Annotated in this window: 13 protein-coding genes and 1 tRNA gene; 6 read left to right on the forward strand and 8 right to left on the reverse strand. The window is 61.7% G+C overall.

Annotated elements, in window-relative coordinates; translation table 11 throughout:
- Positions 1-18 precede the first annotated feature (18 nt).
- The gene (locus LOX95_RS08555; protein ID WP_242914050.1) at positions 19-624 is read right to left on the reverse strand and encodes a hypothetical protein; all 606 of its coding nucleotides are present in this window, start codon (positions 622-624) and stop codon (positions 19-21) included.
- Between the two features lie 231 nt (positions 625-855).
- On the opposite strand from LOX95_RS08555, the gene flbT reads away from it, so the two are divergent.
- Both flbT and flaF read left to right on the forward strand, forming a co-directional pair.
- Positions 856-1,281 (forward strand): flagellar biosynthesis repressor FlbT, encoded by a 426-nt coding sequence (gene flbT, locus LOX95_RS08560; protein WP_242914051.1) that lies wholly within the window; start codon positions 856-858, stop codon positions 1,279-1,281.
- Positions 1,241-1,597, forward strand: coding sequence for a flagellar biosynthesis regulator FlaF (gene flaF / locus LOX95_RS08565; protein ID WP_242914052.1), 357 nt, complete (start codon positions 1,241-1,243; stop codon positions 1,595-1,597). The genes flbT and flaF overlap by 41 nt, the downstream gene beginning before the upstream one ends.
- Before the next feature lie 42 nt (positions 1,598-1,639).
- Here flaF and LOX95_RS08570 read toward each other — a convergent pair whose 3' ends face one another.
- From LOX95_RS08570 to LOX95_RS08590, 5 genes are all read right to left on the reverse strand, one after another.
- Positions 1,640-2,389 carry an exopolysaccharide biosynthesis protein gene (locus LOX95_RS08570; RefSeq protein WP_242914053.1) on the reverse strand — a complete coding sequence of 250 codons (750 nt, stop codon included), beginning with the start codon at positions 2,387-2,389 and terminating at the stop codon, positions 1,640-1,642.
- Between the two features lie 139 nt (positions 2,390-2,528).
- Complete coding sequence (locus LOX95_RS08575; RefSeq protein WP_242914054.1) at positions 2,529-3,314, reverse strand: lysozyme; 786 nt, start codon at positions 3,312-3,314, stop codon at positions 2,529-2,531.
- A 151-nt stretch (positions 3,315-3,465) separates the two neighbouring features.
- The gene (gene mgtE / locus LOX95_RS08580; protein ID WP_427846574.1) at positions 3,466-4,923 is read right to left on the reverse strand and encodes a magnesium transporter; all 1,458 of its coding nucleotides are present in this window, start codon (positions 4,921-4,923) and stop codon (positions 3,466-3,468) included.
- Positions 4,924-4,987: 64 nt separating this feature from the next.
- Positions 4,988-5,072, reverse strand: a tRNA-Leu gene (locus LOX95_RS08585).
- Positions 5,073-5,220: 148 nt separating this feature from the next.
- Positions 5,221-5,472, reverse strand: a complete 252-nt coding sequence (locus tag LOX95_RS08590) for a FliM/FliN family flagellar motor switch protein (protein ID WP_242914055.1) — start codon at positions 5,470-5,472, stop codon at positions 5,221-5,223.
- Between the two features lie 64 nt (positions 5,473-5,536).
- Here LOX95_RS08590 and lipB point away from each other — a divergent pair, with 64 nt between their 5' ends.
- Positions 5,537-6,253: a lipoyl(octanoyl) transferase LipB gene (gene lipB / locus LOX95_RS08595; RefSeq protein WP_242914056.1), complete on the forward strand. Its 717-nt coding sequence runs from the start codon at positions 5,537-5,539 to the stop codon at positions 6,251-6,253.
- 4 nt (positions 6,254-6,257) lie between these two features.
- On the opposite strand, the gene LOX95_RS08600 is transcribed toward lipB, so the two are convergent.
- Positions 6,258-6,632 (reverse strand): DUF805 domain-containing protein, encoded by a 375-nt coding sequence (locus LOX95_RS08600; RefSeq protein WP_242914057.1) that lies wholly within the window; start codon positions 6,630-6,632, stop codon positions 6,258-6,260.
- A 128-nt stretch (positions 6,633-6,760) separates the two neighbouring features.
- On the opposite strand from LOX95_RS08600, the gene msrB reads away from it, so the two are divergent.
- The 3 genes from msrB (at position 6,761) to LOX95_RS08615 (ending at position 8,653) form a co-directional block, all read left to right on the forward strand.
- Positions 6,761-7,261 carry a peptide-methionine (R)-S-oxide reductase MsrB gene (gene msrB, locus LOX95_RS08605; RefSeq protein WP_242914058.1) on the forward strand — a complete coding sequence of 167 codons (501 nt, stop codon included), beginning with the start codon at positions 6,761-6,763 and terminating at the stop codon, positions 7,259-7,261.
- Positions 7,262-7,315: 54 nt separating this feature from the next.
- Entirely contained in the window at positions 7,316-7,882 is a 567-nt protein-coding gene (locus LOX95_RS08610) for a hypothetical protein (RefSeq protein ID WP_242914059.1), read from the forward strand.
- Between the two features lie 117 nt (positions 7,883-7,999).
- Entirely contained in the window at positions 8,000-8,653 is a 654-nt protein-coding gene (locus LOX95_RS08615; protein ID WP_242914060.1) for a DedA family protein, read from the forward strand.
- Positions 8,654-8,732: 79 nt separating this feature from the next.
- On the opposite strand, the gene LOX95_RS08620 is transcribed toward LOX95_RS08615, so the two are convergent.
- Positions 8,733-12,047 carry an amidohydrolase family protein gene (locus LOX95_RS08620; protein ID WP_242914061.1) on the reverse strand — a complete coding sequence of 1,105 codons (3,315 nt, stop codon included), beginning with the start codon at positions 12,045-12,047 and terminating at the stop codon, positions 8,733-8,735.
- Between the last annotated feature and the right edge of the window lie 237 nt (positions 12,048-12,284).

A 12,284-nucleotide genomic window follows, 5' to 3' on the forward strand; every position in this document is an offset into this window, starting at 1 on the left:
GACGGGGCTGAACAGTGTTCAGGTGATGTGTTTGGGCGAAGGCGGGTCGCTGGCGTCCATGGTTTCTTCAACCGCTTCGTCAATAAGGGCTTCCTGACGGTCCTCGGCCTCTTTGATCTTGTCCCTCAGCTGATCGGTCTTGCCGTCATGGGGAGCGACCTTGCGGGTAGCGGGACCTTCGACGTCCTGTTCCTCGCGCGGGGTAGGGGGCGGGGTCTTGGTCATGTCCGTTTCCTTCCTGTTATCGTCATAGCCCAGCTGTTCCACGTCATCGTCAGACAGACGCTTCGCTTCCCAATGGGCGGCGCTGGCTTGAGCCCCGCGCTGGTTGCGCATGAGGCCGGTGTAAACCAGCTCGATTTCGTCGGTAGCCCGGGGCTGCTCGGCCAACAGCGCGTCGGCCTCAGCTTCCAGCGGCGAGATGTCGTCCTCTTCGCTGAAGTCTTCTTCTGCAGCGGGGAGAGGAATGCCCTCCGGTCGCGGGCGTGTGGCGTCGAATACGTCTTCCATCTCGTCCAGCAAGGCGTCGCCATCGCCTTCGTCGTCGAGGTGGGTCTCGTCATAGACTTCGGCCGAATCTTGCGGATCGAAGCCGTTGTCGAAATCGGGTTCCATATCTGCCATGGCGGCCTCCTGCGCATCGATCAGGAGACTAACGGGGCTAGCGGCAACGCTGTTCCTCGCAAAAACAACGAAGCGAGCAGTTTCAGGCGCGAATTCGGCGCAAAACAACCTAAAGTCGGCTGTGGAAACTTGGCTGTGGCGGTGTAGTCAGAATAATTGATTAACCACGTCGGGTTACTTTTCATCAGCCGCCAACCGTCACGGTGGGCGCTCCTACGGAGACTTTGACTCTTGGCTCTGAAACTGTCGCTGAAGCCCGGCGAGAAATTCGTGCTGAACGGTGCCGTTGTCCAAAACGGTGACCGCCGGGGTGTGCTGGTCCTACAGAACAAGGCCAGTGTCCTGCGCGAAAAAGACATCATGCAGCCGGCCGAGGTGAATACCCCGGCGCGCCGCATCTATTTCCCGATCATGATGATGTATCTGGAAGAGAGCGACGCTGCGAAATACTACGACGAGTTCGCCCTTCGCCTGTCAGAGTTCATGGGCGTGATCCAGAATCCTGCGATCCTGAGCGAATGCGTCAACTGTTCGCGTCACGTGATGAACCGCCAGTATTACAAGGCCCTTATGGGCGCGCGTAAAATTGTAGAATACGAAGAGCAAAGGCTCGGCAATGTCCCTTCAGGCGTACAAAGCGGCATCGACGCGGGCTGAATCCCCACGCGAAGCTGAATACAGGCTGTTCGGTCAGGTCACCCGTGCCCTGATGCACGCCTCGACCTTGGACAAGTCCAAGTTTGCCGAGCGTATGGATGCATTGGACTGGAACCGCCGCCTGTGGTCGACCCTGGGCACGGCGTGTTCGGATCCGAACAATGCGCTGCCGCAGGCTCTGCGGGCCCAGATCATCTCGCTGAGCCTGTTTGTGGCCAAACACACTTCGGTCGTCGCGCGCGGGGAAGATGATTTCAACACGCTTATCGATCTGAACCGCATGATGATGCAGGGTCTTAGCGGTCAGGCATCCTGATACTGCACGCTCCCGCAGGGGCGTTGTATTCGGTGGGACGGCCTAGAACAGGCCGTCGAACCACCCGATAATACCGCTGCCGATGGCGGCGACAGTCTTCCAGACCAGCATCAGATAGATACCGCTCGCCGCCGTGCCGATGGCTCCGAGCAGGATAAACACGCCGTCGCGCTGGACGATGCCAAGACTGAGGACGGCGATAGCCAGACCGGGCAGCATGTCGCCGAACGGCACCGGCAGAGCCATCATCACCGCCAGAAGAATACAGGCGACGCCGATCAGTGTGTCGGCCAGTTCGCCCGTCATGAACGGCCAGCGCGGTCGTGTCAGGCGCTCTGCGGCGCGCAGCAGGCTAAGTGGCGACTGGGTCTTGGGGCGCACGGCAATTCGGCGTCGCCACCAGCGGGCGACGGTGCCGTTTCCCTTGGCCATCAAACGCGACCGTGCCCAACGCGGAAGCGCGACCGGACTGTTCAAAAGTCGACGGTAGGTCTCGCGCTGTACGTTGCTACGCATAATGCCGGCGGGCAGCCACAGACGGCTTTTCTGGAACGCCATCTCGATCGACAGCAAGATGATGGGTACCGAGAAGACTGCCTTGCCTCCTGGCGGCCACGGGAACAGTGCCATCAAGGCCAGCAGAAGCAGCATGGCACCGAAGCCGCGCTCTCCGAAGGCCTCGACCATCTCGCGGATCGTTAGCTTTGGATCGCTGCCATATCCCAACGACTCGAGGACGTCGGAGAAAGTCCTGCGCTCGTCGGAGGTCTTCAACACAGGAGTTGTGGGCATAGGGTCCAAGCAAGGGGAGGTCGGTAGAGGCCTTGTTAAAGGCTATAACCAGCCATAGCGCGTCCCGTTGCGGACGCGAAGTATTGTTCTCAGAGAGTCGGGGCGAAAACACGACGGCGATTGGCCGCAGGCACCGACCTTAAGCGGCGTTGCGAGTAGGGCGACAGGTGCTGGCGTAAACCCAGACTGCGCCCCCCAATATGCACACGCCCAGCAGCGCCAGTAGGCCGCCCAGAACCATGCCATGGCTCTCGATGACCGGAATGCGCGAGCCATGCTGATAGGCCATATAGGCCGTCAGCCCCAGCATAACCCCGACGGCGGCCATCAGGACGACCAGTCCCAGATCGCTGTCGTCATTGGCGGCGTTGCGTTTGGGGGTGGACCACTGCGGCTTGGTGATCAGTCCTTCGTGCCGCATGACGCCTGTGGTGCCTAAAGGCGCTTCCAGTGGCGGAACTTGTGTTCCCGGTCGGCTGATCGGGGCCAGCAGTAACTGCAGAAGGGTGGGGCGCTTCTGTTCGTCCAGTTCGAACAGGGCGCGCTCGGCGCAGCGACGGCGATACGGCGTGTCGATAGGCGGTTGCTGACGTTCCGGAATACTGCCCAGAATCTCGGCCACGTCCTGCATGCGCCCGCGACGAAGCAGGCCAAGAATGTCCGTGCGCTCGAATCGTTCGATGCCGATGCTGTAGATGAAGCTGACCAGAGCATCGAACTGGTTCTGCGTCAGGGTACGGCGGACCTGCGTGTGCAGAAACCGGACCACAGGCAAAAGGTCGTGGAGCAGCAGCAATTCGGCTTCGGCTTCGGAAATCTCGATCCCTTCGCGAGCCGACTGGGTGTGGCCATAGCCGATCACCAGTGTCCCGTCGCGGCGCGCCACCGCCCGAGGACGAAAGCCCTCGAAGCTTTTGATCAGCAAAAGCCCTTCGCGGGACAATTTCTGATGCGGCGGTGACGCAGGTTTCGGCACGTAATGATCCAAAACGAAACGGGGAATCGAGCTTCACCGTTGAAACAGCAAAGCCTGTTCCAGCGTGGAGGGCCGTTTCGGGAATTTGGGAAATCGCGCCCTAAAGCAGGACGATGGTCGCCAGCCCCAGGAAGATTAGGAAGCCGAAGAAGTCCGTCGTTGCGGTAACGAACACAGCCGAAGAGACCGCGGGGTCGAACTTGAGCTTGCTGAGGGTCAGCGGTGTCACCACACCGACGGTCGCCGCCACCAGCAGGTTCAGCACCATGGCGGTGCTGATCACCGCGCCGATGCGCCAATCCTTGAACCAGAAGCCCGCCGCAATACCGACCAACGGCGACAGAACGATACCGTTCGCGAGGCCTACGGCCAGTTCGCGCCAGAAGGTGCGAAGGGCGTTGGACGAGTTCAGTTCGCGCGTTGCCAGTGCGCGCACCGTAACAGTCAGAGCCTGCGTGCCCGCATTGCCGCCGATGGCCGACACAATCGGCATCAGCACGGCCAGAGCAACGATCTGTTGGATCGTGCCTTCAAACACAGCGATGACCGCTGCGCCGAGAATGGCGGTGAACAGGTTGATGCCCAGCCACGGCACGCGGCCGCGCACGATCTCGAACACGGACGACGACCGGTCTTCGTCCGAGACACCGGCGAGGCGCAGGATGTCCTCGCGGTTTTCTTCCTGAATGATGTTCACGACGTCATCGACGGTCAGCTGACCGACGAGGCGGCCTGCAGCATCGACGACGGGAGCCGAGATCAGGTGGTATTTTTCAAAGATGTACGCGACTTCTTCCTGATCGACGTCGACGGCGATCTCGTTGATCGGCTCCATCAACTCCGTCAGGGGCGTTTCGCGCTTGGAGCGCAGAAGGCGCGAAATGGCGACGCCGCCAACCGGACGGTTGAACGGGTCGACGACGTAAATATCGAAGAACAGCTCCGGCAGTTCTTCGCCGTCGCTGCGGACGTGGTCGATGGTGTCGCCGACGGTCCAGAACTGCGGCGCGGCCATAACCTCGCGCTGCATAAGACGACCAGCAGTATCCTCGTCGTAGCCCAGCGAGGATTCGATGGCTGCGCGGTCGGTTTCCGGCATGGCGGCCAGAACCTTTTCGCGCTGGTCGTCCTCGAGGTCTTCGACAACGGCGGCGGCGTCGTCCGAATCCAGTTCCTGCAGGGCTTCGGCCAGCACGCCCGAGGGGACGCGTTCGAGCACCTCCTCGCGGATACCGTCGTCAAGTTCCGGCAGGGTTTCCGCCAGTAGCTCCGGCGGCAGCCATTGGACCACGACACCGCGGTGTTCGGCCGTCAGGAAGCCCATCAGGTCGGCGACGTCGGCGGGGTGCAGGTCTTCCAACAGGCCGCGCAGGCGCATGCCATCGCCGTCATCGGCGGCGTCGACAACCTTTTCAACGAAGTTGGCGGTAAGGGCGTAGTCGTCGCCCAGCGCGACATGATCCTCGTCTTCGCTAATCATAGCGAAGACGTTGGGATCTTGGGTCTCATTATCCGAAGATAGACCGGGTTTCAGGTCGGCAGGATCCGTGTTGGTCACGTTTACGCCTCCCTAAAGATCGTATCCCGCTTGGTAGTAGGCGGGATTCGCCCTGTCTCTTCAATGGTGCGGTCGAGAAGACTCGAACTTCCACGGGTTGCCCCACAGCGACCTCAACGCTGCGCGTCTACCAATTCCGCCACGACCGCTCGCATCGGAGGCCGCTGAATAGGCTAGGCTTTTGAAAAAGGAAAGCCCGAAAAAGAGGAAAAATCAGGAAACTTGCCCCCAACCCTCTCATAACCCAGCAAAAAGCCCGCCGGAGCGGGCTTTGGCCTCTTAAATAAAACGCGGCTATCAGGCCTGGCCGGCCATATAGTCATAGACATCGGCGGTACGCGTGACGGTGATGGCGATCCGATCCTCACGAATCTCGATCTCACCACGCGCTACAGGATGGTTATTGGCCAGAATCCACACTTCGTCCTTGGCCGAAGCGTCCAGCGGAATCACGGCACCACGGCCCATGCGCAGAAGTTGCTGCATGGGCAGGACAGAGCGGCCCAGAACGACCGAGATTTCGACATCTACAGCTTCGATTTGGCTCACCGGTAACACCCACCACTAAAAGACGGCCTTGCGCTGCCGTTCTTGGAAGCACATTGAACCCACTATGCTTGATGAGCCGTTAAACATGTCCGAATCCGCATTGATCCGTGCCGATGGTCGTCCGGTCGAATGGGCCGTCTCGACCGGCTATGTCGATTACGAGCAGGCCGAGGCCGCTATGGAGGCGCGCGTCGCCGCCATTGCAGCGGGCGAGGCCAACGAGCTTGTGTGGTTGCTGGAGCATCCGCCGCTCTACACGGCAGGCGTGTCGGCCAAGGCCGAGGACCTACTGATGCCGGATCGTTTCCCTGTCTACAAAACCGGACGGGGCGGGCAGTTCACCTATCACGGCCCCGGACAGCGCGTGGCTTATGTGATGCTGGACCTGACCCAGCGCGGACGCGACGTGCGCGGTTTCGTGCATACGATGGAAGACTGGATCATCGGTGCCCTGAAGCGGTTCGACGTACACGCGGGCATGCGCGAAGGCCGCGTCGGTGTCTGGGTAGAGCGCAAGGGCGCAGGCTGGGCGCGCGAGGACAAGATCGCTGCCATCGGCGTGAAGGTCCGCAAATGGGTCAGTTTCCACGGCATCAGCCTGAACGTAGAGCCGGACCTCGACCACTTCGGAGGCATCGTGCCGTGCGGCATCACCGAGCACGGCGTTACCAGCTTGCTGGACCTTGGCATTCTGGCGTCGATGGATGATGCGGACGATGCGCTGAAGACATCGTTCCAAAAGTGCTTTGGTCCGGTTGTACCGGCGCAGCCGCCTATCTGATTGCCTAGACGGGCGGGCCGTGCCGGTTCAGGTGCGGCTGGCCCGGCAGGACAGCCAGAAGGATTAGGACAACGGCGACCCCTGCACTGGCCGCTGCGCAGGGCCAACCGTCCAGATGTTCGGCCAGTCCGATAGCGGCCACCACCAGCCAGCTCCACCAGCCCGATCGCCCCAGATCGTGCAGGCGTAGGGACATCACGCACATCGCCGAATAGGCGATCAGCAGCTTGGCCAGAAACGCTGCCCAGCCTGCCAACCCGTTGGCATCCGCCCACACCACCGCACCGGAGACCAGCGCAAGCACCGTCGCGCCGAAGGCAAAACGCACTCGATCGATCCGGTGTGTGGAGTGAAAGAACAGCTCGGTCAGTCGGAACATCAACGAAAGGTGGGGAGGTCTGTGCCGCGGGGATTCGCTAGGGGTTAAGGCCGTACCTTAGCCTAAGCGATAGGCGAGGGAAGCGGGCACCACTATCGCAGGCGGTGTTCCAGACCTATATCAAGACCATGACTGATAACGCACCGACCGACGCACACGCCGCCCATCGTTCGAACGCGGGTTATGATCTGACGCCGCCAACTGAAGCCGAGCGCGCCGTACTGGAAGCCGATCTGTCGGCTGAAGAGAAGCGGGTTCTGCTGGCCCATGGTACCGAAGCGCCCTTCTGCGGGACTTTGCTGGGCGAGAAGCGTCAGGGAACTTTCTGCTGTCGACAATGTGGTTTGCCGCTGTTCAAGTCGGTGACCAAGTTCGAGAGCGGGACGGGTTGGCCCAGCTTCTGGGAACCGGTTGATCCCGAGCATGTCGTGGGCGTGCGCGATACGTCGTACGGCATGGTCCGAATCGAATCGCGGTGCGGTCGTTGCGATAGCCATCAGGGTCACGTCTTCCCCGACGGCCCGCCCCCCAGCGGCTTGCGCTATTGCATCAACTCTGTCGCACTGAGTTTCACCCCCGAAGGTGACCCACTGCCGGACCCCTTGGGGCGCGGTGATGGCACGGCCTGAATAAGGCCGTCTTTCGCGGAGTAAGGTAGTTCGTCTGTTCGAGAGGTGAGTGACGTGTCCATTCTGCTTCCCATCGCTGTGGCTCTGAGCTTTGGCGCAGCCGATCTGGCGAATGACCCCGATGGTGTCGTAGCAACGGCGCGTCCGGACCGTGGTGCTATTATCGAAACCGACGCCAAACCGGAGGTGGCTACGCCCTCGTCGACGGTATCGTCGGTGACGCAGAACCTTTCCACTGCCGAGCAAATCGACAACTGGCTCTCGAATCGTCCTGCGACGCCCGAGGCCCCTGTCTGGCGCGATGAGCAGCCGCGTAAGATGACTGGCGAAGTCAGCTTGGGCATCGGCAGTCACGACTACAGCGATGTTTCGGCCCGTGTGGATATGCCCTTGGGCGAGCGAGGCTCCCTGAGCCTCGGCTTCAGCCAGACCAGGAATGCTCCCTATTATCGTCCGGTCGGGCGCGATGGTCTGTTCTGGGATCCGCGTGATCCGTACGGTGAATGGTCGTCCATGGGGCTGGGACGCGGGCAGTGGGTTACGCCCTCGGGGCGCAGTCTTAGCCCGGTTGACGATGGCACGCTGATTCCGCGTCGGGACCGGATATCGACCGAAGACTGAGCAGTTGCGTATTCGAGACTAATTGACATGTGACGAAATGCGATGGCGGCGCTAAGCCGCATTTGTCGTTTCGAGTTTCGTCATTATGTCCGGCGTCTCGACCCCTTTAGGATCAATATGGACAGTTTGTTGAGTTCCGTTGCCGAGTTCATCTCGCGCAACGCGATGTGGGCCGGATTGATTCTGGGGCTGGTGACCTTCGTTGAATCTCTGGTGGTGATCGGTGCGTTCATTCCGGCGACCGGACTACTGGTTATCGCTGGCACCATGATCGCGGCAGGCATACTCGATCCTTGGAACGTTATTCTGGGCTGCGTAATCGGGGCGTCACTGGGTGATGCTGTCTCGTTCGCGATTGGCCGCCGGATGGGCAGCGGCGTTTTGCGCCACAAATGGCTGCGTCCGCACCGCCGCAAGGTCGCTTGGACCCGCTTGTACTGCGCTCGCTATGGTGTGGCTTCGATCTTTATCGGCCGCTTCTTTGGTCCGCTGCGCGCGTTTGTGCCGACCATGGTGGGTGTGCTGCGGATGCGCCGCCGCACCTTCCAGATCGCCAATGTCACCTCTGCAATCGTCTGGGTACTGGCCATGGTCATCCCCGGTTGGTTGGTCGGCAAGGGACTGCACCATCTGGCCGAGGGCCACGGCAAGACGGTGGTCATTGCCGTCGCTCTGGTTCTGGTGGCGGGTGTGCTGGGCGTGCAGCGCCTAATGAAGGCGCGGGCCGCCAAGAAGAACCGGATGCTGCGCGGTGCCGTTACCGGCGACTGAGCCACTGCCGGCGACGAGGAACAGAAAAAGCCCCGATCCGGTTGGATCGGGGCTTTTGTTTTGCTGGCTTGGTCTGGCCTTAGTTGTGGGTGTGACCGTGGCCGGTGGTCTCGGTGTAGGTCTCTAGCGCCGCTTCTGTGACCGTGGCCGAGAACGCGGGGTTGGTGGAGGCATCACCCTCGAACCAGAACGGCTTGCGAGCTGGGCCGCCCACTTCGTTCATGCGGTTATCGAACAGTCGTCCATTGACCATGGTCGCGTCGATCTCGTGGGTGTTGCGGATGTTCTCCAGCGGGTTGGCATTCAGCACGATCAGATCGGCCAGCTTGCCTGCCTCTAGAGAGCCGACATCACGATCCAGACCCAAAGCGCGCGCACCATTGATGGTGGCCGCCTGAATGGCCTTGATCGGGGCCATGCCGCCCTGGTTCAGCATCCACATTTCCCAGTGCGAGCCGAGGCCTTCACGCTGGCCGTGGGCACCGATCTGGACGGTGACGCCGTTCTCGCTGAGGCGAGTGGCCTCGTGGGCGACGCTGATGTGGTTCAGTTCGTCTTCCGGAATACGGGTCGGGCGACGCGACACTGCGTCCAGCATGCGGCGCGGCACATACTGGCTGAGGATCGGATCGGCCCAGACCTGGGTCGTGTCGTAGAAGTGCTTCTCGCCCCACGCACCGCCATAGGCCACGACCAGCGTCGGGTTGTAGGCGGTCGAGGACTGCGACCAGAACTGGATCACGTCGTCATAGATTTTGGCGACGGGGATCGAATGCTCGATCGTGGTGTGACCGTCCGCGATCATCGACATGTTGTGCTGATACAGGCTGCCACCTTCCGGCACGACCATCATGCCCAGTTCGCGGGCGGCTTCGATGATCTGTTGGCGCTGTTCACGGCGGGGCTGGTTGTAGCTCTTGACCGAGAAGGCACCGACAGCTTGCAGGCGGCGCAGAGCCGTCTTGGCGTCTTCCAGATTGTTCACCGTTGCGGTGAAGCCGGTGTTGGCACCGTACAGGATACGGCCCGTCGAGAAGATGCGCGGGGCGGTGACCAGACCGGCCTTTGCCAACTCGCTGGCGGCGAAGATTTCCGAGTTGCTGTTCGACGGGTCGTGAACGGTGGTCACGCCGAAGGCCAGCGAGGCGTAGTTGATCCAGCTTTGTTGCGGGATGATGTCATCCGAGCCCATCGAACCGTGCCAGTGGGTATCGACAATGCCCGGCATGATGGTCTTGCCAGCCATGTCCACGACCTGAGCGCCCGCAGGAACGGCGACCGAGCCGCGTGCACCGATGGCCTTGATGCGGTTGCCTTCGATGACGATGACGCCGTCTTCGATGACTTCGTCACCCTTGGCCGTGATGATGCGCGCGCCGCTGAGGACCTTCAGGCCCGACGGCTGGGCATAGTCCACCTTGAAGCCCAGTGGGATGCCGTGCTCCGCCGTGGCTGCAACGGTTTCGGCGGCACCATCGACGAAGGTGAAGCTGTCCGTCAGCTTGCGGCTGAACAGTTCCGGACCGTTCGACCAGCGCAGGGCCGAAGAATCAGCGGACCAGTGCAGCCACTGACCTGCATCGCGGGTCATGCGGGTTTGCGGAACGGCCTTGCCGCTTTCCGACAGGGTGACGGGGTGGCCCGTTGCGGTGAACGGCGCGACATAGGCGTGGAAGCGCTCGGTCCAAGCGACCCATTGGCCGTTGGGGGCCACAGTGAAATCAGTGCCGTATTCCGACAGCAGGTGCGTGCGTTCGTCGGTGCCATCCAGCTTGACCGAATAGAGGGCGTTCTTGCCGTCCTTGCGACCGCGCAGGAACAGGCGGTCGCTGCTGGCACCGAACTGCGGATCGGCACCGCTTTCGGTGATCAGGCTCGATTCGCCGCCGCGTGCAGGCACGCTGTAGACGCCGGGGTTCATGCTCCACAGCGGCGAGGTCAGATAACCACCCGTACCAGCGCGATAGACGACCGTCTGACCGTCGGGGCTGAAGGTCGGTTCGAAATAGTGGCCGGGGTTTTGGGTCAGGGTGCGGCCTTCGCCGCCGCTGGCGGGCACCACGCGCACCGAACCCAGCTTCTGGTCATCCCACGTAGTGTAGGTGATCGAGCGGCCATCGCGCGACCACGACGGATAGAGCTCGAAGTGATCGGTCTGGCGGGTCAGGCGACGCGGCTGGCTGGTGGAACCGTCGGCGCGGATGTCACGGACGTACAGGTGGCCGAGAGCCTCGAACACGACCTTGCTGCCGTCCGGCGAGGTTTCGGCAAAGCGCACCATCTTCACGTCGAACTGGTCAGGGGCGACCTCGACGTTGAAGCGAACGGCGTCCTGAACCTGACGGGTGTCGCGAACGCGGAACGGGATTTCGGTGGCCGCACCCGATTTGGCATCGATGCGCTGAATCTTGCCGCCGGCCCAGACGATCAGGTGCTTGTTGTCCGGCGTCCAGCTGAAGGTCGGATAAACGCCGTGGATCGCCCACGTTTCCTGCATGTCGCGGTCGAGCGCGTTGTACAGCGGCGTTTCGCGACCCGAAGCTAAATCCTTGAGGTAGAGCACCGACTGGTAACGATCACGGCGCACGAAGGCCAAGGTCTTGCCATCCGGCGAAGGGGTAGGGCGGATCGAACCACCCGGACCGGTGACGAATGGGCTGATCTCGCCCGTTTCGCGGTCCAGACGGCGGATCACATAAATCTGGCCGTTCGGGTCCTTGGAATATTCGAAAGTGCCACCCGGCGTGGAATCATCGCTGTAATAGAGATAGCGGCCATCCGGCGAGAACGCGGGTTCGCCCGTGTCTTTCTCTTGCGTGCGGCGCTCGGTCAGTTGGACGCCGCTGCCACCTGCGCGGTGCCATATCCACATCTCGCCCGCGCCCAGCGAGCGGCCCGAGGTAAAGTGCTTGCGGCCGACGATGTACTGGCTGTCCGGCGTCCATTCCGGCTGGGTGACCAGACGGAACGATTCGTCGGTGACCTGACGCGGATTCGAGCCGTCGCGATTCACGATCCAGATGTTATCGCCCCCGCCACGGTCGGACGTGAAGGCGATATAGCGGCCATCCGGCGAATATTTGGGCTGCATTTCCCATGCGACGCCCGACAGAATCGGCTTTGCCTCGCCACCGCCGATGGGCATCACATAGATGTCGCCCAGCAGGTCGAAAACGATTTCCTGCCCATCAGGGCTGACGTCCAGCGACATCCACGTGCCGGAGGTGACGTCGATATTGACGGCGCGAGCGGGGCCAGGCGGGGTTTGAACATCCCATTTGGCCGGCTTCTCGGCGGTGGCGGCTGCAGGCGTCTCTGCCGGTGCTGCCTCCTGCGCCCACGCGGGCATGCTGACGGCCAGTGCCGCCACGGTGGTGAGCCAAACGCGCTTCATCTGTGGAAGCCCCCTCGTAACTGTAAAACCCTCTGGTGAAGGCTAGCGAGGTTGGCAGGGGTTTGACCAGCGGCCAGAGCGTGAAAAAGGCGTAACCTTAACGGCAGCGAGCGCAAAGTCCGGAATGTAGGGGAAGATCCCGCTCTCCCGCTTCTGTTATTGAAAACAGAAGCGGGGAGAGGATGGTGCCGTCGGGCAGGATTGAACTGCCGACCTCAGCCTTACCAAGGATGCGCT

It is taken from the genome of Brevundimonas pishanensis, assembly GCF_022750635.1.
Taxonomy (GTDB): domain Bacteria; phylum Pseudomonadota; class Alphaproteobacteria; order Caulobacterales; family Caulobacteraceae; genus Brevundimonas; species Brevundimonas pishanensis.

What these genes read in the sequence shown, in the direction of transcription:
- LOX95_RS08555 (WP_242914050.1), bottom strand. Translation starts at nt 624, where the DNA reads ATGGCAGATATGGAACCCGATTTCGACAACGGCTTCGATCCGCAAGAT.
- flaF (WP_242914052.1), top strand. Translation starts at nt 1,241, where the DNA reads ATGTCCCTTCAGGCGTACAAAGCGGCATCGACGCGGGCTGAATCCCCA.
- LOX95_RS08570 (WP_242914053.1), bottom strand. Translation starts at nt 2,389, where the DNA reads ATGCCCACAACTCCTGTGTTGAAGACCTCCGACGAGCGCAGGACTTTC.
- lipB (WP_242914056.1), top strand. Translation starts at nt 5,537, where the DNA reads ATGCTTGATGAGCCGTTAAACATGTCCGAATCCGCATTGATCCGTGCC.
- LOX95_RS08600 (WP_242914057.1), bottom strand. Translation starts at nt 6,632, where the DNA reads ATGTTCCGACTGACCGAGCTGTTCTTTCACTCCACACACCGGATCGAT.
- msrB (WP_242914058.1), top strand. Translation starts at nt 6,761, where the DNA reads ATGACTGATAACGCACCGACCGACGCACACGCCGCCCATCGTTCGAAC.
- LOX95_RS08615 (WP_242914060.1), top strand. Translation starts at nt 8,000, where the DNA reads ATGGACAGTTTGTTGAGTTCCGTTGCCGAGTTCATCTCGCGCAACGCG.
- LOX95_RS08620 (WP_242914061.1), bottom strand. Translation starts at nt 12,047, where the DNA reads ATGAAGCGCGTTTGGCTCACCACCGTGGCGGCACTGGCCGTCAGCATG.